At 69.0% G+C, this 25,656-nt stretch carries 23 protein-coding genes and 3 pseudogenes; 15 read left to right on the top strand and 11 right to left on the bottom strand.

The annotated features are described in order from the left end of the window. Positions 1-100 precede the first annotated feature (100 nt). Positions 101-957: pseudogene (locus ACXKR8_RS01290) on the bottom strand (SDR family oxidoreductase). A 91-nt stretch (positions 958-1,048) separates the two neighbouring features. Beyond that, entirely contained in the window at positions 1,049-1,987 is a 939-nt protein-coding gene (locus ACXKR8_RS01285) for an aldo/keto reductase (protein WP_458271058.1), read from the bottom strand. Positions 1,988-2,073: 86 nt separating this feature from the next. On the opposite strand from ACXKR8_RS01285, the gene ACXKR8_RS01280 reads away from it, so the two are divergent. After that, a complete protein-coding gene (locus tag ACXKR8_RS01280) occupies positions 2,074-2,775 on the top strand; it encodes a TetR/AcrR family transcriptional regulator (RefSeq protein ID WP_458271057.1) in 702 nt (233 codons plus the stop codon). Positions 2,776-3,198: 423 nt separating this feature from the next. On the opposite strand, the pseudogene ACXKR8_RS01275 reads toward ACXKR8_RS01280, so the two are convergent. The 3 genes and pseudogenes from ACXKR8_RS01275 to ACXKR8_RS01265 all read right to left on the bottom strand — a co-directional run. Beyond that, positions 3,199-3,606, bottom strand: a pseudogene (locus tag ACXKR8_RS01275) (integrase core domain-containing protein); the annotation flags it as partial. A gap of 200 nt (positions 3,607-3,806) precedes the next feature. After that, positions 3,807-5,222 carry an IS1380 family transposase gene (locus ACXKR8_RS01270; protein WP_458267506.1) on the bottom strand — a complete coding sequence of 472 codons (1,416 nt, stop codon included), beginning with the start codon at positions 5,220-5,222 and terminating at the stop codon, positions 3,807-3,809. 210 nt (positions 5,223-5,432) lie between these two features. Next, a pseudogene (locus tag ACXKR8_RS01265) lies at positions 5,433-5,720 on the bottom strand (transposase); the annotation flags it as partial. A gap of 103 nt (positions 5,721-5,823) precedes the next feature. Between ACXKR8_RS01265 and ACXKR8_RS01260 the strand changes: the two are divergent. From ACXKR8_RS01260 to ACXKR8_RS01210, 11 genes are all read left to right on the top strand, one after another. Further along, a complete protein-coding gene (locus ACXKR8_RS01260) occupies positions 5,824-6,048 on the top strand; it encodes a hypothetical protein (RefSeq protein WP_458271056.1) in 225 nt (74 codons plus the stop codon). Positions 6,049-6,582: 534 nt separating this feature from the next. After that, positions 6,583-6,993 carry a hypothetical protein gene (locus ACXKR8_RS01255; RefSeq protein ID WP_458271055.1) on the top strand — a complete coding sequence of 137 codons (411 nt, stop codon included), beginning with the start codon at positions 6,583-6,585 and terminating at the stop codon, positions 6,991-6,993. 2 nt (positions 6,994-6,995) lie between these two features. Then, a complete protein-coding gene (locus ACXKR8_RS01250) occupies positions 6,996-7,244 on the top strand; it encodes a DUF5372 family protein (protein WP_458271054.1) in 249 nt (82 codons plus the stop codon). 133 nt (positions 7,245-7,377) lie between these two features. Next, entirely contained in the window at positions 7,378-10,110 is a 2,733-nt protein-coding gene (locus tag ACXKR8_RS01245; protein ID WP_458271053.1) for a recombinase family protein, read from the top strand. A 7-nt stretch (positions 10,111-10,117) separates the two neighbouring features. Next, on the top strand, positions 10,118-10,498 hold the full coding sequence (locus ACXKR8_RS01240; RefSeq protein ID WP_462100227.1) for a reverse transcriptase domain-containing protein: 381 nt from the start codon (positions 10,118-10,120) through the stop codon (positions 10,496-10,498). 21 nt (positions 10,499-10,519) lie between these two features. Further along, positions 10,520-11,773, top strand: a complete 1,254-nt coding sequence (istA, locus tag ACXKR8_RS01235) for an IS21 family transposase (protein WP_458271051.1) — start codon at positions 10,520-10,522, stop codon at positions 11,771-11,773. Positions 11,774-11,776: 3 nt separating this feature from the next. Continuing rightward, positions 11,777-12,181, top strand: a complete 405-nt coding sequence (locus ACXKR8_RS01230) for an ATP-binding protein (RefSeq protein ID WP_458271050.1) — start codon at positions 11,777-11,779, stop codon at positions 12,179-12,181. Between the two features lie 161 nt (positions 12,182-12,342). Beyond that, a complete protein-coding gene (locus ACXKR8_RS01225) occupies positions 12,343-12,765 on the top strand; it encodes a hypothetical protein (RefSeq protein WP_462100226.1) in 423 nt (140 codons plus the stop codon). Positions 12,766-12,908: 143 nt separating this feature from the next. Then, complete coding sequence (locus ACXKR8_RS01220; RefSeq protein WP_458271048.1) at positions 12,909-13,364, top strand: hypothetical protein; 456 nt, start codon at positions 12,909-12,911, stop codon at positions 13,362-13,364. 57 nt (positions 13,365-13,421) lie between these two features. Then, positions 13,422-14,261, top strand: a complete 840-nt coding sequence (locus tag ACXKR8_RS01215; protein ID WP_458271047.1) for a transposase family protein — start codon at positions 13,422-13,424, stop codon at positions 14,259-14,261. Between the two features lie 118 nt (positions 14,262-14,379). Then, positions 14,380-14,865 (top strand): hypothetical protein, encoded by a 486-nt coding sequence (locus ACXKR8_RS01210; protein ID WP_458271046.1) that lies wholly within the window; start codon positions 14,380-14,382, stop codon positions 14,863-14,865. Between the two features lie 1,571 nt (positions 14,866-16,436). Here the strand turns inward: ACXKR8_RS01210 and ACXKR8_RS01205 are convergent. After that, a complete protein-coding gene (locus ACXKR8_RS01205) occupies positions 16,437-16,622 on the bottom strand; it encodes a hypothetical protein (RefSeq protein ID WP_458271045.1) in 186 nt (61 codons plus the stop codon). A 244-nt stretch (positions 16,623-16,866) separates the two neighbouring features. Here ACXKR8_RS01205 and ACXKR8_RS01200 point away from each other — a divergent pair, with 244 nt between their 5' ends. Beyond that, complete coding sequence (locus tag ACXKR8_RS01200; protein ID WP_458271044.1) at positions 16,867-19,041, top strand: ricin-type beta-trefoil lectin domain protein; 2,175 nt, start codon at positions 16,867-16,869, stop codon at positions 19,039-19,041. Between the two features lie 629 nt (positions 19,042-19,670). Here ACXKR8_RS01200 and ACXKR8_RS01195 read toward each other — a convergent pair. Further along, a complete protein-coding gene (locus tag ACXKR8_RS01195; RefSeq protein WP_458271042.1) occupies positions 19,671-20,504 on the bottom strand; it encodes a transposase family protein in 834 nt (277 codons plus the stop codon). A 78-nt stretch (positions 20,505-20,582) separates the two neighbouring features. After that, complete coding sequence (locus ACXKR8_RS01190) at positions 20,583-21,023, bottom strand: hypothetical protein (protein WP_458271041.1); 441 nt, start codon at positions 21,021-21,023, stop codon at positions 20,583-20,585. A 119-nt stretch (positions 21,024-21,142) separates the two neighbouring features. Here ACXKR8_RS01190 and ACXKR8_RS01185 point away from each other — a divergent pair, with 119 nt between their 5' ends. Together ACXKR8_RS01185 and ACXKR8_RS01180 are read left to right on the top strand one after the other, a co-directional pair. Beyond that, the gene (locus ACXKR8_RS01185) at positions 21,143-22,162 is read left to right on the top strand and encodes a hypothetical protein (protein WP_458271043.1); all 1,020 of its coding nucleotides are present in this window, start codon (positions 21,143-21,145) and stop codon (positions 22,160-22,162) included. Between the two features lie 202 nt (positions 22,163-22,364). After that, entirely contained in the window at positions 22,365-22,940 is a 576-nt protein-coding gene (locus tag ACXKR8_RS01180; RefSeq protein WP_458275276.1) for an NADPH-dependent FMN reductase, read from the top strand. Between the two features lie 241 nt (positions 22,941-23,181). On the opposite strand, the gene ACXKR8_RS01175 is transcribed toward ACXKR8_RS01180, so the two are convergent. The 3 genes from ACXKR8_RS01175 to ACXKR8_RS01165 all read right to left on the bottom strand — a co-directional run bounded on the left by ACXKR8_RS01175 (position 23,182) and on the right by ACXKR8_RS01165 (position 25,550). Continuing rightward, the gene (locus tag ACXKR8_RS01175) at positions 23,182-24,015 is read right to left on the bottom strand and encodes a transposase family protein (protein ID WP_458271042.1); all 834 of its coding nucleotides are present in this window, start codon (positions 24,013-24,015) and stop codon (positions 23,182-23,184) included. 78 nt (positions 24,016-24,093) lie between these two features. Then, the gene (locus ACXKR8_RS01170; RefSeq protein WP_458271041.1) at positions 24,094-24,534 is read right to left on the bottom strand and encodes a hypothetical protein; all 441 of its coding nucleotides are present in this window, start codon (positions 24,532-24,534) and stop codon (positions 24,094-24,096) included. A 242-nt stretch (positions 24,535-24,776) separates the two neighbouring features. Next, positions 24,777-25,550 (bottom strand): NAD-dependent epimerase/dehydratase family protein, encoded by a 774-nt coding sequence (locus ACXKR8_RS01165; RefSeq protein WP_458275275.1) that lies wholly within the window; start codon positions 25,548-25,550, stop codon positions 24,777-24,779. Between the last annotated feature and the right edge of the window lie 106 nt (positions 25,551-25,656).

Here is a 25,656-nt window from a genome sequence, read left to right as displayed (position 1 = left end):
CGCTTGTGCGTACTGCTCTGCCGCTGACCGCCCGGTCTCGGTCAGCGGCGGAGCGCGCAGGCGCAGGCACTGGCCGGGTGCCACCGAGTCCTGGCGGGCGTCAGGGGTTCAGGGCTGCGGTGATGCTGCTGGCGATCGGGGTGGTGGGTCGGCCGATGAGGCGGCTCAGGTCCCCGGTGCCGCCTTGGAGCAGTCCGGTCCTGATGCCGCGCACGTCGACGTCGACCAGGAGGCGGGGCATCGGCTCGGGCAGCCCGGCGCGGGTCAGGATGCCGAGCAGGACCTCGGGGGCACGTCCTGGTACTCCAGGGTCCTGCCGGACTGCCGGGAGAGCTCCGCCGCGTACTCGACCAGTGTCCAGGCGTTGTCGCCGCTCAACTCGTACGCCTTGTTCTCGTGCCCGCCGGTGGTCAGGACGGTGGCCGCCGCCGCCGCGTAGTCGGCGCGCGATGCTGAGCCCACACGCCCCTGGCCGGCGCTGGCGACCAGGCCGTACTGGAGCTGGGCGGGGATCTGCGCGGTGTAGTTCTCGTTGTACCAGCCGTTGCGCAGGAACGTGTAGGCCAGGCCGCAGTCCAGGACGGCCTGCTCTGTGGCCTGGTGCTCCTCGGCGAGGTCGTAGTCGGCGGCCGGCCCACCCAGGATGCCGGTGTAGGCCAGGCGGGCCACCCCGGCTTCGGTGGCGGCGTCGATCACGGCCCGGTGCTGGGCGATGCGCTGCCCGGTCTGGTTGCCGGAGATCAGCAGGACCACGTCACCGGCCCGGAAGGCGCCGTCAAGACTCTGCGGGTCGTTGTAGTCGCCGACGCGCAGTTCCACGCCGCGCTCGGCCAGGTCGGCCGCCTTCGTCTTGTCACGCACCAGCGCGACGACGTGCTCGGCGGAAACCGTGGCAAGCAGCTCGGAAATGACGAGGCGCCCCAGCTGGCCGGTTGCCCCGGTGACGACGACGCTCATGATGCTCCTCGCGTGGTGCGGTCTGGGTCAGGTGCGAATGGACGTCCTCAGGCGGGTCGCGCGGGGGACGTACCGCGGTTCTGGGGACCGGTCAGCCGATGCGTGCCGCCGGGCGCGGAGGGACGGCGTCCAGCGCGGCCAGCGTTGTCTGGTCCAGGGCGACGGCGCCCGCGGCGATGTTCGCCTCCAGGTGGGCGATGGTCGCGGTGCCCGGGATCAGGTGCGCGTTCGGGGCGTGGTGCAGCAGCCAGGCCAGACCGACCTGCGAGGGGGTGAAGCCCAGGGCCTCGGCGGCGGCTTGGACCGCCGGTTCGTCGGTGACCTTAGGCAGGTGGGGGACGGCACTGCCGAGCGGGAAGTACGGCACCCAGGCGATGTCGTGCGCGGCGCACAGCGCGAGCATGTCCTCGTCCCCGCGATCCACCAGGCTGTAGGCATTCTGCACGCACGCGATGCCCGCGGGCAGAGCCCGGCGCAGCCCGTCGATGGTGACGGAGCTCAGCCCGATGGCGCCGATCTTGCCCTCCTCGCGCAGAGCGGTCATCACCGCGAGCTGGTCCTCAAGGTCCACTACCTGGTCACCCTGGGCCCGCAGCCCCGGACCGCTGTCCATCCGGCGCAGGTTCACCACCGGAATCCGGTCGACACCAAGCCCCCTGAGGTTGGCCTCCACCCCTGCGCGCAGCTGCTCGGGGCGTTGCGCGGCACGGAAGGGGCGGGGGCCGCCGGGGTCCGGCTCGGCTCCGACCTTGCTGACCAGCTGAACCTGATCCTCGGGCCGCAGGGCCTCGCGGATCAGGGCGTTGACCAGGCCCTCGCCGTAGAACTGGGCGGTGTCGATGTGGTCGACCCCCAGCTCCACCGCGCGGCGCAGCAGGGCCAGGGCGGCGCTGCGGTCCTGGTGCAGGCGGGCGAGCTGCATCGCACCGTAACCGACGCGCGAGACCGTGCGCCCGGCCAGCTGGCCCGGGCCACCGGGACGCGCGGCACCTGTCGCTGTCGTACTCGCGGAGGGGGTACTGCTGGGCATCGCGAAGCTCCTGCCCTATGAGAAGATGACGGAAGTGGAGGTCCCTCCGCTCAAGCGACTGTAACACTACCGGAGGAGGTTCCGTTTTGACTCCGCTCGAACGGGCGCCCCTCGACGCGCCGGCCGACCGCCCGCTGCGCGCGGACGCGCGGCGCAACCGCGACAGGCTCGTCGCCGCCGCACGGGCCGCCTTCGCCGCCGCCGACGACACCGTCCCGATCGAGGACATCGCCCGCGCGGCCGCGGTCGGCATCGCCACCCTCTACCGCCACTTCCCCACCCGCGAGGCACTGGTCGAAGCCGTCTACGCCGCCGAACTCGACGACATCACCAACAGCGCCGCCACCCTCCTGGACCAGCACCAACCCGACGCCGCACTGCGCGCGTGGATGGGCCGCTACGCCCAGTTCACCGCGACCAAACGCGGGATGATCGACACCCTGCGCGCCGGCTACGCCTCCGGGCGCATCGCGACACCGCCCGTCCGCGAACGGCTCACCACGGCGATCGCCACGATCCTCACCGCGGGCGCGAAAGCCGGATCACTGCGCGACGACGTCGCCCCCCAGGACGTCGTCGCGATGATCTTCGGCGTGTTCCTGTCCACGGCAGCCAACACCACCACCGAGCAGACCGGGCGACTGCTCGACCTCGTCGTCGACGCACTGCACCCCGCCACACACGACATCCGGGCCAAGGGTGACCGGAGCGTCCTGCCCACGGCGCAGACCGGGCACTCGCACGTGCAGCGGCCCCCAACCGAGAAACCCGGAGCGGGCAGAATTTGACGGCCAAAAGAGTGGCGGGTGGATGCGCCCACCTTGTCCTGCCCCACACGCCACTCGATTGCCCATTCCGGGGATGGGGGGCACGGACCGGCCCGCAGTCCCCCTGGCGGTCCCCACGTTGGCGGGAGGTTCGGCCCTTGGGCCTGGTGCCCTTGTCCGCGGCTCACGCCGACGGCCCCCGGTACCGGGAGTCAGGTGTTCTCCGGTTCGTTGGGCCCGGTGCCGACCAACCACGTGACCGGGTCGGGTGCCGGGCGCATCGAACTGGAGGGCAACGAGGCCACCGTGACGGTGGACGCCTCCCCGCAACCGCCCATGCTCTGCGCCGCAGCCGCGGTCCACCTCCCGATCACCGGCCAGCATGTGCACCAAGCCCGTCGGCAACTGTCGACCCTGCGCCTGCCGAAAACCCGTCCGTGCTGGTCAGGAGGCATGCCGGTACTCGTGCAGGGTGCCGCCGAGTCTGTCGTGCCGGCGTATGTCGAGGTGAGCGATTCGCCCTGGTTCGGTGATCGGTTCGGGGACTGCGCGGAGTGGCGACGCCTGGCGCATGGCCTGGTGGGGCCGGTGCCCGTTGTGATGAGTCTCGAACTCGCGCAGTGCTCTCAGGAGATGGGCCTGGTTCCAGATGAGAGTGCGGTCGAGGAGTTCGTGGCGGCAGGTCTGCACCCACCGCTCCATGATCGAGTTCATGCGGGGCATCCGGATGCCGCTGAGGACGACCTGGATGCCGGCGTCGGCCAGGACGGCGTCAAAGGCGTCGGTGAACTTCGTGTCCCGGTCCCGGATCAGGTACTTGGCCTTGATACCGGCGTCTTCCAAGTCCATGGCCATGATTCGGATGGCCTGGCCTGAATCTTTCACCGCAGCGGCCCGTTGATCGTGTGCCCGGGTTGTCGCTTTTGCTCTGCCTGGCGGGCTTCGCCGGGTAGGGCTGCGCGTCGACTGTCGCGTCGGTGGCGCCGGGTTCCACGGGCCCGGGGACTGCGGGTCGGCCTCCTCTCGATGCTCTGCTGGGCGGTTTGCCCAGGTCAGGTTGGGTAGGGCAGGGCCATGAGGCGGCGGAAGGCCTGGACGACCGCGTTCGCCCAGGGCCAGGTTCTGGGGATCTTGAGGGTGCGTTTGCGCTGGCCGCGCACGATCACGGCGGGCACGTGCAGGAAGCGGAAGCGCAGGGTCTTTGGGGTGGCTTTGGCCATCTCGCCCTCACAGCCGAGGAGTTGGAGCCAGTTGCGGAGGTCGCAGGCCAGCGCGGTGGCCAGCAGCCACGCCTGGTTGACCTTCATGTGGCGCGAGGGGAACCGGTTCAGGCCCGCGTCCTTGCTGTCGCGGATCTTCGCCTCGACCCGGGCGTGAGTCCTGTGGCGGGCATCGAGCCATGAGGCCTGACGGTCGGGAGTGTTGGTCGCGAACGTCTGCAGCCGCATGCCGTGTTCGAGCTCGTAGGGTGAGGCGTCCTTGACGTAGCGCGGGTGCAGCGGTTCGCGGCGCACGATCACCCGGTGCCCGGGCGGCCAGAGCGAGAGGTCGCCGAGCAGTCCGGTGATGTCGGCGACCTGCGCGTCCTCACGCGCGGCACCGTCGGCGTCGAGGGCGGCCTGCCACACCGAACGGCCCTGCTTGCGCTCCTGCTTCTCCAGTTCGTCCAGCGCCGTCACGGCCGTCATCTCACGGTCGGTGAACGCCCAGCCGGTCGAGTACTGCCAGGTGAAGGAGGGGTGGCGACGGCCACCGGCCTTCGCGATCCACGTCAGGAGCCCGTGGGAGAACCCGGCCCCGTCGATCCGGAACAAGATCTTGCGGCGGTAGGCGGCGGGCAGCTGCTCGACCGCGGCGGCGAAGCAGGCGATGTTGTCCTCGGCGCTGTTGCAGCCCGCGTCGCCGGGACGCAGCTCCTGCGCGAGCATCTCCCCGGTGTTGTCACAGAAAGCGATCATGGGGCACAGGCCGTAGACGCCCTTCTTGTACGTCCCGGCCGCGCCCTCCTTCTCCGAGGCGCAGGCCACCGGCGTGGCATCGGAGTCGATCACCGTCCAACCGGTCAGCGCCGCACCGTCCACCACGATCCACGGGAACCCCTGCGGCCGGTTCTCCAGCCAGGACCACACCTGCCGGCGCACCGTCGCCCGGGCCCGGGCGACCCGGCGCACCTGCAGCTCGCCAACCTCGTCCAGGACCCGCCACACCGTGGGCGGCGACGCCACCGCCGGGCCGCCCGCCATCACCTCGCGCTGATGCTCCAGCACCGCGATGTCGCCGATCGCCACCGCCCCCAGCACGATCGCGCAGGCCAGGTCCACCAGCACCCGCCCCCGCTCGTGCCCCGGCCGGAAACCCGGGCGCCGCATCGCCTGCGTCAGCGCCCCTGCCAGCCCCGCCCGCTCGGCCAGCACCTGCAGATGCACCCCACCCGCATGCCCGACCTGCCGCCTCCTGTCAGCCGACATGGCCAGATCGGTCAGACGTCCAGTATTCTTCCCCACGGATTCGGTGCCCCACCTCGCGACGATACGTTTCTAGATAACTCGCATCATTGCAGGTAGGGGCACCGTCTCTGCATCCAGGTGACGCTCAGTCACCACACGCCAAGGGCTCGTGAATCACCGAGGCCAGTCTGGCAGCTTTCGAGATTGCCCGGGCTGGAAGCTCACGAGTTTCTATTTCAGCTCGACAGATCGCGGCCGGTTCATGATTCTCAGCCGCGTGTGAGTCATGGTCACCACTGGCGCACTGTCGGTCGCCGGGTCTTCAAATTTAGGCGGTGTGGAGGTGTTTGCAGGCTCGGTGGGTGGCGACGCAGCGTAGGCGTTGGTTGGTGGGGTGCGGAAACCATGTGCGGTACGGTCGGTGAGCTTGATCATGCAATTGATGCCCTCGCTTTTGGCGTTGCCGTGGCTGGCGGCTATGAACGAGGCGATCCCGAGCCACCAGCGGTCGACGGTGGTGGCGGCATACTTCGGGGATGTCGCTGTCGACGCACCAGGTACTACAGCAGCAGATCATGTGACTGGTGATCGGGTGTGTCGTTGATCGGTCATGCTGGATGGTGTGACGGAGGAGCAACTCGGCTGCTGGGCTGAGGAGTTAGCGATCTTGCTGGACGGTTTCGGGCACTTGTTCGCGCGGCCGGAGCCGCGGGAGGTGTTCGCGGATGTGGTCCAGGGGCTGCTGTCGGACGCGAAGCGGAAGAACGGCTGGGTGCGCCACGAGGCGCTGTGTGACCGAGTGGAGGTGCGAGACCTTCATCGCCGGGCCGTCGCAGCGGCCGGGTAGAAGCTGAGGGCAGTCTGATCCGGGGAGCGCCGGGGAGGATGGCAAGCAGCCCTGACAACGCCGGGACGGTGCGGCACTTCCAGACGTGCCGGGTCCGGCAAGCGAGGCCAGAAGGCGTACGAAGAGGAATCCGTGTAAAGCCCCGTAAGTCTTGTCACCGGCTCCAACCTGGAGGATGTGGGCCGGGGTGCAGTGCGTGACCCCCTGCTGGTTGGGGTGGTCAACTCCGAAGCCGGTCTCCAACTGCCGGTGGGGCGGCCACGTTGAAGGTCTGCGGCGTAGGCGTGGCGATGCTGCCGGGGTAGTAGCGGGACGCCGACCTGGCCGATCGGTGCATGGTGAACGTGGGAACCGCCTGCGGTCGTCCCTGGAACCGGACAGCCAGTCCGGACCGTCGGGGACAGGCCCGTTGCCGGCTGATGGCCGCAGGTGGGGCGGAGGCCCCGTATTAGTCCGAGCGGAGGAAAGCTCCGTACATGGCGAAGGGGGCCAGCAGGTCGGCGGGGAGGAGACTGCAATGCCGGGAGGTCGTTGGTGAATACCGACGCGCTGGAGATCGCCGTGTTCAAGGCCGAGCGCCGGGTACTGGAGATGCAGACCAAGCTGCACTGTTGGGCGAACGGCGATCGTGATCGCCGGTTCGACGACCTGTTCAATCTCGTTGCTGATTCCGCGTTCCTGCTGGTCGCGTGGGCTCGGGTGCGGAGCAACAGGGGCGCACGCTCGGCTGGGGTGGACGGGCAGACCGCCCGCTCCGTGGAGGCCGGGCACGGGGTCGAGGTCTTCCTCGACGAGGTGCGCTCTGATCTGCGGGGGTGGGCCTTTCGGCCTCTGCCCGTGCGGGAGAGGATGATCCCCAAGCCGGGAACGGCCAAGCCGCCGGTTGGGTATCCCGACGGACACGGCATAGTGCCGGGTCGTCCAGGCAGTCCTTGGGTTCCTTGACGGTGACCCATCCGTTCCACGCGCTGGCCGGCCAGCAGTTGGACATTCTGTTCGTCAAGCGCCGGAGCGGTGCGCTGGTGTTCGTCTGCGCGTACGGCGCGGGCCGGAGCGTGACGCTGCCGCAGGAGTGGACGGATCGTGGCGGGGAGGCATCCGGGGACCGGCTCGCGGTCGAGGGGCTCGGTGCGCTGCGTGCGCTGGTGGATGCCCTGGTGAGCCGTGGTGGCGACGCGGACGGGGAGGGATCCTGATGCTACGACAGTTGTGTCGGGCACCAGCCCTGTCGTGGGCGGAATCGAGGGGCCGTGCCGCCGTCACCGCAGTGCCGCGTCGAGATGGTGATGGCGTGGGCGAACATGGTCGAGTCTGCGTTGGGAGGCAGCCGTGATCGTGAACGGGACCTCGAAGATCACCGCGTCCCACCGCTCCAGGACGGCGGCGGTCTACTTGCGGCAGAGCACGTTGGTCCAGGTCAGGGACAACACCGAGTCCACGCTGCGGCAGTACGCGTTGGGCGACGAGGCGGTGAGGCTGGGCTGGGACCGCGAGGACGTGCTGGTCATCGACGCGGACCTGGGACTGTCGGGGAAGTTCGGGCAGGTCCGCGAGGGCTTCCGCGACCTGGTCGCCAAGGTTTGCCTGGGCGAGGTCGGCGCGATCTTCGGTCTGGAGGTCTCGCGGCTCGCGCGGTCCTCGGCGGACTTCGCCCGGCTGCTGGAACTCGCGCGGCTGACGGACGTGCTACTGATCGACGACGACGGGGTCTACGACCTGACCAACTTCAACGACCGGTTGTTGCTCGGCTTGAAAGGCAGCATGTCAGAGGCCGAATTGCACATACTTTCGAGCCGGTTGCAGGGCGCGAAGCGGGCCGCGGCCGAGCTCGGCGACCTGCGCTCCCCGCTGCCGGTGGGCTACGTCTACGACGACGAGGGGATGTGCGTGATCGACCCGGATACGGAGGTGCAGGCCGCGATCCGCGACGTCTTCGCCGCGTTCGCGGCCGGCGGCTCGGTCTACCAGGTCGTGGCGGCGTTCGTCGGTCGACGCTTCCCGCTCCGCGCTTATGGAGGAGCCTGGGCAGGTCAGCTGCGGTGGGGCAAGCTCACCCACGCCCGGGCGCTGGGAGTGCTGAGCAACCCCTGCTACGCGGGCACCTATGTCTACGGCCGCAACATCACCCGGCGCCGGGTCCAGCCGGACGGCAGCGTGCACACCAGCTTGGCGCGGGTGCCCCGCGAGCAGTGGCCGGTGGTCCTGCACGACCACCACGAGGGCTACTGGACCTGGGCGGATTTCCTGGCGGCCGAGGCGAAACTGAAGGCCAACTGCACCCACGACGGCGCACGCCCCGCGCGTGAGGGCCTGGCGCTGTGTCAGGGAATCATGTTCTGCGGATCGTGCGGACGTCCGATGACCACCCGCTACCACCACGACGGCCAGGCGGCCTATGGGTGCTCGCTGTCACGGGCCGACCACGAGGCCACACCGACCTGCCGCTCGATCCGCGCCGACATCGTGGACGACGCCGTGGTCGCCAAACTCCTGACCACCCTCAGCCCGGGGCAGATCGAGGTCGCCTTGGCCGCGGCCGACGAGGTCACCGACCGCCATACCCGCTCGCACCGCGCCGCCGAACTGGCGGTGGAGCGCGCCCAGTGGGACGCGGACCGCGCCGAGCGCACCTTCACCGCCGTCGAGCCGGAGAACCGCATGGTCGCCTGCACCCTGGAGGCCCGCTGGGAGGCCCGACTTGCCGCACTCGACCAGGCCCACGCCGCCCTGAACAGCGCCCGCGAAGCCAGACCTGTGCTGCCGGACCGCTCCGCACTGCAGGCCCTGGCCGCTGACCTGCCCGGATTGTGGCACGCCCCTGCCACCAGGGACCGCGACCGCAAGCGCCTGCTGCGGACACTGATCTCGGATGTGACCCTGCTGCCCGAGACCGACCGGGCCCGCGCCCGAGTCGGGGTGCGCTGGCACACCGGTGCCACCGACGAACTGGCCCTGGCCCGGCCGCGGACTTCACCGGAGGTGATGCGCACCCCGGCGGCGGCGCGGGAGCTGATCGCCGCCCTGCGTCCGAGCCATAGCGACAAGCAGATCGTCGCCGCGCTCGCCGACGCCCAATTGACCACCGGGACCGGGCGCCCCTACGACGTGGCGGCCGTCAAATGGGTGGGCCACGCCTACAAGATCCCCGCGCAGGTCCCCTTCCACGACGGGGAGATCTGCGTCAACCAGGCCGCCCGAACCCTGGGCATTACCGCCGACGCCGTCTACTACTGGCTCACCCACAGGCGCCTGGACGCCCGCAAGGACGTCGGCGGACGCTGGTGCATCCCCTGGAATCCGCAGGTCGAAGCCGACTGCCGACGCCAGATCGACGCCTCCGGCCACCTCACCCCGCGCCCTGCCACACCGCCGCAGACGCTGCCCGGCGAGGTCAGCGTCCAGCAGGGCGCCGCCCGCCTCGGGGTGGTCGAGCACGCCCTCTACTACTGGATCCGCTGCGGACGGCTGACCGCGCGCAAGGACGTCGGGGGCCGCTGGTGCATCCCCTGGGACGCGCAGGTCGAGGCCGCCTGCCGGGACTGGATCACCCACCCCGAGCAGTTCGTTCCCACCGGACGCCGCCCGCTGCCCGCCGAGGCCGCCCGCACCGACGAGATCAGCATCCCGGAGGCTGCCGCCCGCCTCGGCGTCCTCGACGCGGCCGTGCGCTACCAGGTCCGCATCGGACGCCTGCCCGCGCACCGCACCCCCGGCGGCCGCATCGCCATCCCCTGGAATGATCAGATCGCGGCCGAACTGCGGGCCGACCTGGACCGGCCCAAACACCCCGGCCCCACCGGTCCCGGCAGCCACCCACTTCCCGCCACCGCCACCGAGTGCGGCGAACTGAGCATCCAACAAGTCGCCGCACGGCTCGGTGTCCGCGCCGGCGCGGTCTACTACTGGATCGCCCGCGGCTACCTGGACGCCCACCGCCCAGCCGACGGCCGCCTGAGCATCCCCTGGACCAGCGACAACGAGGCCCTCTGCCTCCAACTCGCCGACCAGAGCGTCAAATCCGACCTCACAACCCGAACAATCACAGCAGGAGGGGCAGTATGAAGCCACCATGCCTACTGTGCGGGACAGGGTCGTCCAGGCTTCCCTGAAGCTGGTGTTGGAGCCGATCTTCGAGGCGGATTTCCTCCCGTGCTCCTACGGGTTCCGCCCCGAGCGCCGGGCTCATGACGCGCTTGCCGAGGCGCACCATTTCGCCAGAAGCTCGTACGAGTGGATGGTGGAGGGTGACATCGAGGCGTGCTTCGACTCGATCGACCACGCTGCCCTGATGGACAGGGTGCGTCGGCGAGTCGGGGACCGGCGGGTCCTGGACCTGGTGAAGGCGTTCCTGAAGGCGGGCATCCTCACCGAGGGTGGCCTGTCCAGGGAGACCGACAGCGGTTGTCGCTGCTTCGTGAAAACTGACCCCCAGGCAGTCTCCGAAAGTTGACCCCCTCCGGAAGCTTGGAGGATGTTGAACGTGGAGGACTGGGCAGAGATACGCCGGCTGCATCGAGCGGAAGGCGTGCCCATCAAGGAGATCGCTCGGCGGCTGGGGGTGGCTCGCAACACGGTGCGGGCCGCGCTGTCCTCGGAGAACCCGCCGAAGTACGAGCGGGCCCCACGCGGCTCGGTGGCGGACGCGTTCGAACCACGGATCCGGATCCTGCTGAACGAGTGGCCACGGATGCCCGCGCCGGTGATCGCCGAGCGGATCGGCTGGCCCCACTCGATGCCACCGCTGCGCAAGCGGCTGGCGGTCATCCGGCCGCAGTACACCGGCATCGACCCGGTCGACCGTACGGTCTACGAACCCGGCGAGATCACCCAGTGCGACCTGTGGTTCCCCGAGACCCGGGTCCAGGTCGCCGCCGGCCAGGAACGGGTCCTGCCGGTGCTGGTGATGGCGCTGGGCTTCTCCCGGTTCATGACCGCCACGATGATCCCCACCCGCCAGGCCGGAGACATCCTAGCGGGGATGTGGCTGCTGATCAGCGGTGTTGGCCGGGTCACCAGGACCCTGGTCTGGGACCGCGAGTCAGCGATCGGCGGAACCGGAAAGGTGACCGTCCCGGCCGCGGCGTTCGCCGGTACCCTGGCCACCAAGATCAAGCTCGCGCCGCCCCGCGATCCGGAATACAAGGGAATCGTCGAGCGCAACAACCAGTACCTGGAGACCTCGTTCCTGCCCGGCCGCCAGTTCGCCTCGCCGACGGACTTCAACGACCAGCTCGGCGACTGGCTAGTCAAGGCGAACACCCGCACCGTCCGCTCGATCCAGGGCCGCCCGGTGGACCTGCTGGAGACCGACCTCCTGTCGATGCTCCCACTGCCGCCCCTGGACCCGACGGTCGGACTGAGCCACCGCATCCGGCTGGGACGGGACTACTACGTCCGCCTCGACACGGTCGACTACTCCGTCGACCCGCAGGCGATCGGCCGCTTCGTCGATGTCACCGCCTCGGCACACGAGGTGCGGGTCCTCTGCGAGGGCCAGCTCGTCGCCCGTCACACCAGGTCCTGGGCCCGGCAGGCCGTGGTCACCGACCCGGTCCACGCCGTCACCGCCGCCCGGATGCGGCAGGCCCTTGCGCTGGATCGTGAAAGACGCGCCGCGGCCACCCGCCAGCACTCCGACGGCCACAGCGTCGCACTGCGGGCCCTGCCGGACTACGACGCGCTGTTCGGCGTCGACTTCAACCCGCCCTCCACGAAAGCGAAGTGAGACATGACCACGACTGCCAAACCCAAGCCGTCCACTGCGGCGACCGGACCCAAGGACGGCATGCCGTCCATGCTCGCCTACCTCACCCGGGTCCTGAAGATGCCCACGATCGGTGCCTTCTGGGAGGAGCTCGCCGACCAGGCCCGCGACCAGAACTGGTCCCACGAGGAGTACCTCGCCGCCGTACTGCAGCGCCAGGTCGCCGACCGGGAGTCCAAGGGCACCACGATGCGCATCCGCACCGCCCACTTTCCGCAGGTCAAAACCCTGGAGGACTTCAACCTCGACCATCTGCCCTCACTGCGGCGCGACGTCCTCGCGCACCTGGCCACCGGCACGTTCGTCGCGAAGGCGGAGAACGTGATCCTGCTCGGACCCTCGGTTATCCGCGGTTCGCGGATTCCCTGATGGCTATTTCCCAGTTCGGGATGTTGTTGCGAATGCTGCATCGAGTCGAAGTCCTGCCGGTTGTCGCCGCCCTCTGATGATTCGTTGCCGGGCACCGTCCTGGAGCTGGCGGTGATCGGTTAGCATCCGGCATGGCCACGCACTGGAAGAGCAGTCCCGAGATGTTCGCGCTGATCCTCCGACGCCATGGGCTGGACCCGGACGCAGTCGATGACGTCGCGCGGGCGTGGTCTGCGTTCCAGGAGTTCGTCCAGGTGCCAGTCGACGGGATCGAGCCTGCCGAGGACGACGGCGATGGATTCATCGTGCAGTGGGGGCGGTGGGGTTGGAACGACAACTGCCCCGCCCTGGTCTTCACCCGGCAGTTCGCGGTGAACGACGAGGATGACCGCGATGAAGAGTTCTGGCAGCCGCAGCGTTGGAGCGTAGAACTGGAACTGTTCTTCGCCGAAGATCCGGCCTGGGCCAGCCTGGGCTCTATGGCCTGGAGCAACAGCATGGGATTCGACTTCGATCCCATCGGCCATGAACGGACCGCGATGCTGGCCCAGATCGCCGAGTTCATTGAAGATCAGCCATCTTGAAGTCGCTGGTCAGAATGGTTGCGTGATGGTCGGTTCGTGAACTCGTGCTGGTGGTCGGCAAGAGTCTGGCATGTAGATCGTCCGGCAGGGCCGGTTCGCTGGTTCCTGTCCGTTGCGATCAGCACCGCTTCTACGCTCCAGGGATGTCGGACACCGAGATCGCAGAGCGGATCGCCGCGCGCCGCGCAGAACTGGACGAGCTGGAGGAACAACTGGTCAAGCAGTTGGAAGAGCTGCGGGCCGAGCGGGGCGACCTCGCCGCGGCCGAGCGGGTCCGGGCCCGGATGCGTGAGCAGTTCGCTACCGAGCGCGCCGTTGCCGCGCCGGTATCGGTGCAGGTCGCCGGTGCTGCGGTGCTGCAGGTTCCGTACCGCGCGCCGGGGGTTGCCGAGTCGGCGCTGCCGCCTGAGTACCAGCGGATCATGGCTGCCGTGCGTAAGGCCGCAGGTCCGGTGATGATGCGGCAGGTCGCAGTGATACTCGGCCTGGACACCGAGGTGCGCGGGAAGCTGGAGCCGCTGCGCGGGAAGTTGACCAAGCTCGCCGACCGCGGCTGGCTGCGCAAGCTGCCCGATGGGCGGTACAGCACCGGCCTGTGACCTGCATCATCACCACAGGACCGTAACTGAGGTGCCCCCGGGGCTCGTTGGATTTGTGTGACGAAAAACAAAGAGCGTTCCGAGGGCACCGACTCCCTTGTCTACCAGTGCCGCCTGCCGCTGTCCAAGAGCACCATCGAGCACCTCGCTGACCTGCTGATACGCCGCCTCAAAGCCATAGGCTCGCGTTGGCGCTCGCTCCCGCCGCGCCGGATCGCACTGATCGTGCTCGCCGTCCTGCGCCACGACCAGCGCCTGGCCGACATGGCCGGCGGAAACGGCATCGCCGAATCCACCGTGCGCCGGTGGCGCGACGAGATGGTCCTCCTGCTGGCCGGGCAGGCCCCGCGCCTGGACCGCGCCCTGAAGAAGATTGTGAAGCGCGGCGGGGAACTGGTCCTGATCGACGGCACCCTCGTGCCCACCCGGCGCCGCACCGGCAAGGACAACAAGGCGAACTACTCGGGCAAGCACCACCGCCATGGCCTGCACTTCCTCGCCCTGACCGACGAGAGGGGCAAGCTGGTGTGGATCTCCGCCGCCCGGCCCGGCCGCACCCACGACGCCACCGCCACCCGCCACGACAAGATCGTCGAACACCTGAAGGCCGCCGGGCTCGGCGCACTGGGCGACCTGGGCTTCATCGGCGTCGACAAACCGAAGGACCCCGATGACCAGGTGATCGTCACCGGCTACAAGGCCACCCGCTACCGCAAGATCACCACAGGTCAGAAGACCGCCAACCGGATCCTGGCAGCCGGACGCGCGCCCGTTGAACACGGCTTCGCCCACCTGAAGAACTGGCGCGTGCTCACCAAGCTCCGCACCGACCCCGCCAAGGCCACCGGCCTCCTGCGCGCCCTGCTCGTCCTGACCAACCTCGAAGTGAACCGCTGACAGACGATCTACACAGCAGACAACCGCCCACCACCAGCCCGAGCACTCCAAGGAGACATCACGCCAGCACCCTGACCAGCAACTTCAAGATGGCGGCAGCTCAAGGATGGAGACCACCATGGGCAAGCTGACCCTGCGTCGCCGCGGCACTGTGATCGCGGCGCTGGCCGTGACCGGTGTGCTGGTAGCCGGCGGCGCCACCGCCTCCGCCGCCACCAGCACCACCACGGCCAAGGCCACCACCACCACGGCGAAGGCCAAGCACAAGCAGGCGCACCGCCACGCCCCGCGCGGCGTCCACGGCCAGCGCACCGTCAAGAACGTCAAGACCGGGCAGTACGTGACCCGTGAGTGGCAGCGCGGCCAGGTCACCGCCGTGTCCGGCACCACCGTGACGGTCAAGAGCGCGGACGGCACGTCCTGGGCCTGGAACGCGGACCCGAAGCTGAAGATCACCCGCGACGGGAAGAAGACCACCGAGTCGGTCCTCAAGAGCGGCGACACCGTCCTGGTCGAGGGCACGCAGGCCGGCACGAAGAACGACGCCATTCGTATCTTCGCGCCCTCCGCCGCGCAGCTCGCCAAGCGGAAGGCCGCCAAGTAGCTCAACCTGTGCCCGAGACGCCTAGGCGCTTGCTGGGTGCATCGCGCTTTGATCGCGGTGGCACGGGTGATGCGGGGTACAAGGCAGCACGCCACACCTTCCCGGTGTGACCCTGGCGGCGCAGTGATGCTGTCAGAGGACGACCCGTACCGGGCGCCTTCCGGTACGGGCCGTCTGCTGTCGAATCTCCCATTCGACGGCACGCGCAGCGCCTGATGGAGAACCCATTTCCGCACCACGGCTACGCGGTCCCTCGGCTTGCCCAGCGTCGGCCGCTGGCGTGCCCGGATCGGAGTAGGGAGTACCGGCAACGCAAAATGCCGCCTTCCCCTCCAAGCCGGCCTTCGTCCACACACATCAGCAACGCACGGTCGGGGTCCTGGGCAGCACGGTCAGCTTAGGACGCAGCCGCCGACCCGGATAGTGGGCCTCTGGAGTGTGCTGGCGCACAATACCGGCGCACTTCTGCGGCGGGCCGAGGCCGAGGCCGGGGGGAAGCCCCCTGCTCGACCTCGGCCAGGACCCCCGCGCGCATCCTACGGGCCTGTCACGGCTTGCCGGGGCATCAGGCCCTCGCAGTAGGGTCGCCAGGGTCCTGTGTCCGGATCTTGACCAGTTGGGCGGCGAGCTGGCGCAGCTTCGGCAGGTAGGCCTCAAGGGCCAGGGCGAGGTGCTCGATGTCCTGGGTTCCATCTCGACGCCGCCCATGCTGAGGCCCATGGAGATGTACGCGATCCGCGGGCCTGGGTGAGCTGAGCCTCTACGAGCCGGGGGCCGTGGAGTGGCAGGGCGGCGGCCCCAACCAGTCGCGGTAGGGGCCTGGGTGTCCGCCCGAACAGCCCACCCGGCTCGCACCCCACTGGCGGCTGGGGCTTGATGGTGGTGTGTCCTGTTTCTGGAGGCGGCTGCGGGGCACCGACCGGGGCCTCAGACACCCGGTTCGTGGAATGGCCCCCGCGTGCGGGGGCCATTCGCATGCCTGGACCCGTTCGGCCCACAAGCGAGTTGACCCCGTGCCCTGTGCGGCCGAGCATGGTCCCGCAGGGCCTCCCAAGAGCCCAGCACAGCCGGGTGTCGTCCGCCCCGGCGCGCAAGCCCCCGAGTGGACACCCGGGGGCTTTCGCATGTTCGCGACACACCCATGCGGCCCACGGTCCTTGATCCGGGCACCCCCTACGGGGACGCTGCTGGTGCCGGTGCGTTCCAGGGCACGGTTACGCCGGTAGCCGGGCAGCCTCGTCCCCTGCCTCGGCACTGGGAGCCTCCGTCCGAAAGCGGGGGCTCCCGCCCGTTCAGGGCCACCAGGCCGACCGGGCAGGCGCACCCCTCGTCAGCCCGCACCACCGCCGCCGGGATCGGGGTGCGGACAGTCGTGACGGTCTGGGTCGCAACCACTGGTGCAACGGCGCTGGCCGCGTAGACGGCGGCCATGACCTCTGAGGCGAAACAATCGGCGATAACGAAGCTCGCGATGCACCTGGGCCTGGGGTACGGGCCCGGCGGGGAGCCGCGACCCGGCGCGCCTAGGCGATCGAGGTTCGGCCCTGTGTCCTCACGCCTGGACGAAGAGCTCAACAGCGCGCCTGCAGCCGCACCAGGGCTGCGGCGTAGCGAAGGTGGATCGCTTCGACACTGGCCTGGGAGCGCTGCTCCGCGGCGTCCAGGGAGGAGGCGTGCAGGGTGCGCATCTGGGCCAGGACGCTGGCGTGCGAGGCATCACGTTCGGTGCTCATCGCGGCGCTCGCCGACCGGCTCATGATTTCCACCCGCCAGACCCGAGGTTGCCAACTACAGCGAGCCTCCGAGTTGCAGATGCTCAACCCAACGATGAGCTCCGTTGCCCGACCTGGTGCTTCGTCACGCCACCTGCGTAATTTTGTTGGATTACGTCAGAATCATTGACAGTAATTCACCAGAACCTTTCAATATGCGACGAGTCCTCTTGCTCGTCATGAGTCGGGCATCCAGGTCCTCCCCTCACCGTTCTGGAAGGAGCACTGCGTGAGTTCTGTTCCGCAGCCATCGACCCGGATTTCCGGCAGCAGGAGGAACCGGGGCAGGTGGGGGCTCCTGGGTGCGGCCTCCCTGTTCGCCTCGTCCCTGCTCGGTGTGGGCGTTACCGCCGCACCCGCAGTCGCCGAGGGGAACGGCGCGGCGGCCACGCCCCAGGCGGGATGGAGCAGTTGGAGCTCGGTCCGGTACAACCCGACCGAGGCGAACATCGAGGCGCAGGCTGATGCGATGGCGTCGAGCGGCCTGGTGTCCCATGGGTTCACCTACATCAACGTCGACGACTTCTACTACCTCAACCCCGGCACCACCGTCGATACCTACGGGCGCTGGGCGATCGACCCGGCCCACTTCCCGCACGGGATGAAGCCGGTCGCCGACTACGTGCACGCCAAGGGGGAGAAGTTCGGCATGTACGTGACCCCGGGCATCCCGGTGGCCGCGTACAACCAGAACACCCCGATCCAGGGAACCTCGTTCCACGCCCGCGACATCGTCTCCAACACCACCAGCTACGAGCCGAACTACAATTTCCACGAAGGCGCGATGTACTACATCGACTACGCCAAGAACCCCGCGGCCGCACAGGCGTTCCTCAACTCGTGGGCCGATCTCTACGCGTCCTGGGGGGTGGACTACCTCAAGATCGACGGGGTCGGCGGCTCCGGCGGCGACATCGCCGACGTGCAGCACTGGTCGCAGGCCCTGAACCAGTCGGGCCGCACCATCCACTTCCAGCTGTCGAACTCCCTGGACGTCAAGAACGGCCCGACCTGGAAGAGCCTGGCCAACGGCTGGCGCGTCGACGACGACATCGAGTGCTACTGCAGCACCCTGACCAACTGGGGAAAGGTCTCGGTGCGGTTCAACGATCTACCGGCCTGGGTGCAGTACGACGGATCGGGCGGCTGGGCCGACCCGGACTCGGTCGAACTGGGCAACGGCTCCTCCGTGGGGCTGAGCGACGACGAGCGCAGGACCCAGATGAGCCTGTGGGCCATCTCCTCAGCCCCGCTGGTCCTGGGAACCGACCTGACCAAAATGGACTCCGGCGACCTGGCGCTACTGACCAACGACGAGATCCTCGGCGTCGACCGCTCCGGCAAACCCGCCCACCCGGTAGTCCAAGGCGCACAGCAGCAGACCTGGTGGGCCTACAACGGCGACGGCACCTACACCGTGGGCCTGTTCAACCTCGCCGGCACCACGGCCAACGTCACCGCGAACTTCTCCGACCTGGGCTTCACCGGCAGCGCCACGATCCGGAACCTGTGGAGCCACACCGACCTCGGCACCTCCACCACCTCCTACAGCACCTCGCTCCCCAGCCAGGGCTCCGCAGTCCTGCGGGTCACCCCGACCACCGGGCACGGCACCATCGGGGCACCCCTGGTCAGCAAACTCTCCGGGCGCTGCGCGGACTTGCCGCTGGGCAGCAACTACAACGGTGTGCAGGTGGAGGTCTGGGACTGCAACAACGGTCCGAACCAGAGCGTGACCTACAACGCCTCGACCAAGGCGCTGGGCCTGGAGGGTAAGTGCCTGGACGCCTTCGGCGCGGGAACCACGACCGGCACACCCGTCGACATCTACGACTGCAACGGCGGCGCGAACCAGCAGTGGCTCCGCAATGCCGACGGCACGATCACCGGCGTCCAGTCCGGCCTGTGCCTCGACGTCACCGGCTCCGCCAACCCCAATGGCAGCGGCCTGGAGCTCTACACCTGCAACGGCGGCGCCAACCAGCAGTGGACCGGCGCAAGCACCGCTCCCACCGTTCATGTCGGTCCGATCACCTCGGCTCTGTCGACCGCACTGTGTGTCGACGACAACGCGGCGAGCGCGGCGGACGGCACGGCGATCCAGCTCTGGGGCTGCAACGGCAGCACTGCCCAGGCGTGGACCGTATCGGCCGACAGCACCCTGCGGGTCCTGGGCAAGTGCCTGGACGTCACAGGCGCGGGCACTGCTGACGGAACCCAGGTGGAGCTCTACACCTGCAACGGCGGCTCCGCCCAGGTGTGGCAGTCGCAGGCCAACGGCAGCTTGGTCAACCCCGGCTCCGGCAAGTGCCTCGACGATCCGGCGAGCGCAACCGCGAACGGCACGAGACTGACGATCTACACCTGCAACGGCGGCGCCAACCAACGGTGGAACCTCCCCTGACCCATCACCGGCTGCCGAAGGGGGGCGACCCCCTCCGGCAGGTGCGGACAGGGCGGCGCAAGTGGAGTCGCCCGGGCGCAGGTCGCTGTCGTGGACGGTGGCGGACTGGGCCACCAGTCACGTGCCGTCCTGCTGGACCAGGCGCAGGGCGGTCCGCTCGGTCGAACGTCCTCTGGCTGTTGGTGACGGTCCAGGTCGCGATCCCGCCGGTGCCCGCCGGGTAGTCCCCGAAGGCGGGGACACCCGCGGCAGCGGCGTGGGCCGGCGGCCCGGGTGTCAGGGCTCGGTGGGTTCGGCGTCGCCCTGGTCCAGGGCGAGCTGGCTGGCCTCGGTGAGGGAAGAAGCACGCCCTGCTGCAGTGGCTCGCCTCCGCGCTCACCCGCATCGAGGCGAACGGGCCCCTGCGTGACTGGACTCATCAGAGGTCCACCTCACCACCGAGGACGGCAGACCCGGTACCGACGCCACCGATCCGCCCCAGCCGGCTGGGCATCGGTGGCCGGGCAGGCCTGCAGTAGAGCACCACTGAACCCGTTTCATCCTGAAGTGGCTGGTCGGGGGTCTGGTGTGGTGACCGCTGGGTGTACTCGTGCTGGCAGGGCGGCATGATCGCTGGGCTTGATCATCTGTCAGCGGGTGGCCTGGAGGCCGGTGAGTACCAGCAAAGCCCGCAGCAGCGTGGTCGCGTACGCCGCGCTCATGCGGACCTTCGTCAGCACGCGCCATGCCTTCAAGTTCGCAAAGCCGTGCTCGTTGGCCGCGCGTTCGCGGCTGACCAGGCGGTTCGCCTCCTTCTGGGCGGCGGTCAGCGGCTTGCCGCGCGCAGCCTTGCGGCCGGTGATGATCACGGGGTTCTCGGGGTCGTCGTCCAGGCCGACGAAGCCGAGGTCGGCGATCGCGCCCAGGCCGGCCTTGCGCAGCTGCGCGGTGATCTTGTTGCGGCGGGCGGTGGTGATCTCGCTGGAGCGTCCCGGTGCGGCCGATGATATCCAGATCAGGTTGCCCTTCTCGTCGGTCAGGGCGAGGAAGAGCAGGCCGTGGGCCTTGTGCTTCCTCGAGTAGTTGGGCCGGTCCCGGTCCCCGGTCCGGCGTCGGGTGCGCACCAGAGTGCCGTCCAGCAGCACCACGACACCGCCCTTCGCGGCGATCTTCTTCAAGGCGCGGTCCAGCCGCGGGGCCTGCTCAGCCAGCAGGCCGATCACCTCGATCACCCAGCGCCGCAGGGTCGCCGCCGAGATGCCGTTGCCGCCGGCCAGGTCGGCCAGGCGCTGGTCATGGCGCAGGAACGCCAGGACCAGCAGGGCCTGCCGCCCCGGGTCGAGCTTGCGCCAGCGCGAGTCGATCGCCTTGCGCCGAGCCCGTATCAGGCCTGCGACGTGGTTCACCACGCTGGTGGACAGGGAGAGTTTGACTTGGTAAATCAGTGGGGGTGAGCCCTCGGCCGGGCTGTTGTTGTTGGTCACACGACGCCAACACCCGCCGGGGGCCACGCTGTTACGGCCCGATCCAGCCGTTCGGCACCGACCGGGCCTGCGGGGGGATCAGCTGGGCGGTGTGAACAGTCCCGGAGCCGTCTCGCGCAGCCAGCCCCGGTCCGTCAGGCGCTTCGTCCGCGCGCGCATCGCCTCCACCTTGCGCGGCTCGGTGCCGATCCCCAGCCGCTCGCACAGCTGTTTGCACCGCACCGGGGCGCCCGCCTCCGCCATCTCCGCCAGCACCCGCTGGTACTCGGCCGACAGATCACCAGGTCCGGCCGCATCCTTGCGGTAGGGCACCACCCGTGACGGCTCCACGCCGGCGACCATGGCCGGATCCTCTTCCCCGGCCGCCCCGTGCTCGGCGAGCAACTGCCCCACGACCTGCTCCGCCGAGACGACCCGGGCCAGCTCGGCCTGGGCCTCCGTCAGCTGCTTGCCCAGCAGTTCGACCTGCTCGGCGAGGTAGGCGCGCCGCGCGCTGATCCGCTGCAGTACCGGGTCCACTGAGCCCCCTGCTGCTCGAGTAGTGCTCTTGTTACGGATCGTAGGCGACCCGCACCCGGCGTACGGGAAGAACAGACAGTCACCCAAGGATCCGTGGCGGACGATCAAGCCCGGCGATCATGCTCCCCTGCCAGCACGAGTACACCCAGCCGTCACCACACCAGACCCCCTACCAGCCACTTCAGGATGAAACGGGCTCACTCGACAAGCTCGAACGCGCCAGAGCTGCCCGGGAGGCGCTGGCGCACCGGCACGGCGACACCGCTGGAGCCCGCACCGCACTCGACAGGGCCACCACCTGCGCGAACACCGCCAAGGAGCATCTGTCCCAGGTTCTGGCGACCCAGCAGGCCATGATCGACCGGCGCCGGGCCGGGCAGCTGGCCAAGGCCTCGGGAGGAAAGGCAGGCCCCGGCAGGCCACCGCTGCCCCTGGACCGGGCCCCCGCGGTGATCGCCGCCCGCTGCGCGGTGGAACGGGCCGACCGGGCCCTGCACCGCGCGGAGGCCGACCGGCACAAGGGCGCGGTACCCAAGGCCAACACCACCGACCCCCGCTCGCGGACCATGCCCGCCAAGACCGGCGGCGGCTACCTGCAGGCCTACAACCTGCAGGCACTCGCGAGCCGGCGTCAGATCATCGTGGCGATGCTCCTCCACGACAACCCGGTCGACGTAGCCGCCCTGCACCCCCTGCTCAAAGCGGCCCGCATCAACCTGGACGCCGCCGGGATCACCGAGGGCATCGGCAAGGGGCTGTTCGACGCGGGGTACGCCTCCACCGAAAACTTCACCGCCCCCACCGAGGTCGACCTGTACGTGGCGGTCCACAACGGAGCCGCGCAAAGCGGTGGCGAGCCGACCACCGGCAAGACCGTGCCGGACGGCTGGCAGCCGATGGCCGACCACATGGCCACTGACCAGGCCAAGCAGCTGTACAAGCTGAGGTCGGGCACCATCGAACCGGTCTTCGCTCAACTGTTCAACCGCCTGGGCCGCCACCTCAACTACCGCGGCGACATGGTCGAGACCGAACTGGGCCTGTGGGGACTGACCCACAACCTCCTCAAGCACCTTCGGCACGCAGCCCGGACCGTCGTGCGCGAAACCACCCTCCACCCGACGCCGAGCGCCGCCTGAGCGGACACCAGCTCCCACGACCGTGAACCGCACCCCCTTGACAACCCAGGAACCCGAGTTGAGCGACAGCCTCGGTCAGCCCACCGAGCAGGAAATCCGCGCCGTCCAACAGGCATGGGCCGCCGCCAGCACCAACGCCGCCGCCTGAGACCCCAAAACTGTCAGAACGGCGAAAGGCGAGCAACCCATGAAGGAGACCACTATGGCCAAGCTGGAGATCATCGTGGCGAGTAGCCGTCCGGGGCGGGTCGGACCAACGGTGGCTGGGTGGATCGAGCAGGAGGCCAGGGCGCACGGCGGCTTCGCTGAGGTCGAGCTGGTGGACCTGGCCGAGGTGGACCTGCCTTTCATGAACGAGCCGCACCACCCGCGGCTGGGCCAATACACCCACCAGCACACCCGTGACTGGAGTAGCAAGGTCTCCGAGGCGGACGCCTTCGTGTTCGTGATGCCGGAGTACAACTACGGCTACAACGCCGAGCTGAAGAACGCCATCGACTACCTGCACACCGAGTGGCAGTACAAGCCGGTCGGACTGGTCAGTTATGGCGGGGTGTCGGCCGGAACCAGAGCCGCCCAGATGATCAAGCAGGTGGTGACCACCCTCAAGATGACCCCGCTCGCCGAGGCTGTCTCCATTCCGTTCGTTCACCAGTTCATCAGCGAGGAGGAGGGCCTGATCCCCAACGAGGTCATGACCTCCTCAGCCGCGGCCATGTTCGAGGAGCTCACCCGGGTCGCCGAAGCCCTGCGCCCGCTGCGAGCCAAGTCCACCTGAGATCCTGGCGCCATGACATTCCACCCCGTCTTGTCGGGGAGGATGTCACGGCCGCTGTCACCGTCAGCAGCCAGTTCCACATCGCGATCGAACTGATCGGGACGCGATGGTGATGGTCTGGCGCAGTCCTGCGCGCACTGAACCCGTTTCATCCTGAAGTGGCTGGTCGGGGGTCTGGTGTGGTGACCGCTGGGTGTACTCGTGCTGGCAGGGCGGCATGATCGCTGGGCTTGATCATCTGTCAGCGGGTGGCCTGGAGGCCGGTGAGTACCAGCAAAGCCCGCAGCAGCGTGGTCGCGTACGCCGCGCTCATGCGGACCTTCGTCAGCACGCGCCATGCCTTCAAGTTCGCAAAGCCGTGCTCGTTGGCCGCGCGTTCGCGGCTGACCAGGCGGTTCGCCTCCTTCTGGGCGGCGGTCAGCGGCTTGCCGCGCGCAGCCTTGCGGCCGGTGATGATCACGGGGTTCTCGGGGTCGTCGTCCAGGCCGACGAAGCCGAGGTCGGCGATCGCGCCCAGGCCGGCCTTGCGCAGCTGCGCGGTGATCTTGTTGCGGCGGGCGGTGGTGATCTCGCTGGAGCGTCCCGGTGCGGCCGATGATATCCAGATCAGGTTGCCCTTCTCGTCGGTCAGGGCGAGGAAGAGCAGGCCGTGGGCCTTGTGCTTCCTCGAGTAGTTGGGCCGGTCCCGGTCCCCGGTCCGGCGTCGGGTGCGCACCAGAGTGCCGTCCAGCAGCACCACGACACCGCCCTTCGCGGCGATCTTCTTCAAGGCGCGGTCCAGCCGCGGGGCCTGCTCAGCCAGCAGGCCGATCACCTCGATCACCCAGCGCCGCAGGGTCGCCGCCGAGATGCCGTTGCCGCCGGCCAGGTCGGCCAGGCGCTGGTCATGGCGCAGGAACGCCAGGACCAGCAGGGCCTGCCGCCCCGGGTCGAGCTTGCGCCAGCGCGAGTCGATCGCCTTGCGCCGAGCCCGTATCAGGCCTGCGACGTGGTTCACCACGCTGGTGGACAGGGAGAGTTTGACTTGGTAAATCAGTGGGGGTGAGCCCTCGGCCGGGCTGTTGTTGTTGGTCACACGACGCCAACACCCGCCGGGGGCCACGCTGTTACGGCCCGATCCAGCCGTTCGGCACCGACCGGGCCTGCGGGGGGATCAGCTGGGCGGTGTGAACAGTCCCGGAGCCGTCTCGCGCAGCCAGCCCCGGTCCGTCAGGCGCTTCGTCCGCGCGCGCATCGCCTCCACCTTGCGCGGCTCGGTGCCGATCCCCAGCCGCTCGCACAGCTGTTTGCACCGCACCGGGGCGCCCGCCTCCGCCATCTCCGCCAGCACCCGCTGGTACTCGGCCGACAGATCACCAGGTCCGGCCGCATCCTTGCGGTAGGGCACCACCCGTGACGGCTCCACGCCGGCGACCATGGCCGGATCCTCTTCCCCGGCCGCCCCGTGCTCGGCGAGCAACTGCCCCACGACCTGCTCCGCCGAGACGACCCGGGCCAGCTCGGCCTGGGCCTCCGTCAGCTGCTTGCCCAGCAGTTCGACCTGCTCGGCGAGGTAGGCGCGCCGCGCGCTGATCCGCTGCAGTACCGGGTCCACTGAGCCCCCTGCTGCTCGAGTAGTGCTCTTGTTACGGATCGTAGGCGACCCGCACCCGGCATACGGGAAGAACAGACAGTCACCCAAGGATCCGTGGCGGACGATCAAGCCCGGCGATCATGCTCCCCTGCCAGCACGAGTACACCCAGCCGTCACCACACCAGACCCCCTACCAGCCACTTCAGGATGAAACGGGCTCACTGTTCACCGGGCTCTGTCCCGTAGGCGGTGGCAGCTGTGAGTCAGCCGAGGGTCATGCGGCCGCCTAGATAGAGTGTGTCAGGATCATCGGGCCCCAGTGGGCCGCACGCGTCGAGCACGGCGGTGGCGTAGTGCTCCGCGTCGTCGTGTGGGTGGTAGCCCAGGTGCCGGCCGGGCGTCAGGTCCCACCAGGCGCGTGTGTTGGCGGAGATGCCGTAGACGATCTCGTAGTGGAGATCGGTGGCGGTCAGGAGGGCGTGGGTGAGTCTTATCGTGTCGTCGGGGCTGAGCCAGGTGGAGAGCATGCGTACCGTGGTCGGTTCCGGGAAGCAGGAACCGATGCGGACGCAGGCCACCTCCATGTGGTGGCGGTCGGCGTAGAGGGAGCCGAGTGCTTCTCCGAAGGCTTTGGTGACGCCGTAAAGGGTGTCGGGGCGTGGGCGGACTCCGATGCCGATGGATGCCGCTCGCGGGTGGAAGCCGACTGCGTGGTTGCTGCTGGCGTAGACGATGCGGCGTACTCCTGCTTGGCGGGCGGCTTCGAAGACCTGGTAGGTGCCGTCAATGTTGGCGTGCAGAAGGTCGGTGAAAGGTGCCTCGCCGGGGATGCCGGCAAGGTGCACCACGGCGTCAACACTGTTCATGGCAGTGCGGAGCGTGAGGGGGTCGGTGATGTCGCCGACCCTCCAGTCCGGGTCTGCGTCGGGTGGTCGGATCAGGTCAAGCCCGCGCACGTGCCAGCCGAGTTCCGGCAGCCCCCGTCGGAGGATTCCGCCGATCGCACCACCTGCCCCGGTGACTAGAACGGTGCGCATCACCTTGTCGGGGTGCGTGGTGATGGGCAGTCAGCTTTGGGCACTATGCCTCCAGGGGTGTTTCGGCGCGGGGACTGTTCGCGGGGCCAAGGGGTGCTCTGCCGGG

It is taken from the genome of Streptacidiphilus sp. PAMC 29251 (genome assembly GCF_054208735.2).
This window is presented reverse-complemented; position numbering and strand designations above follow the sequence as displayed.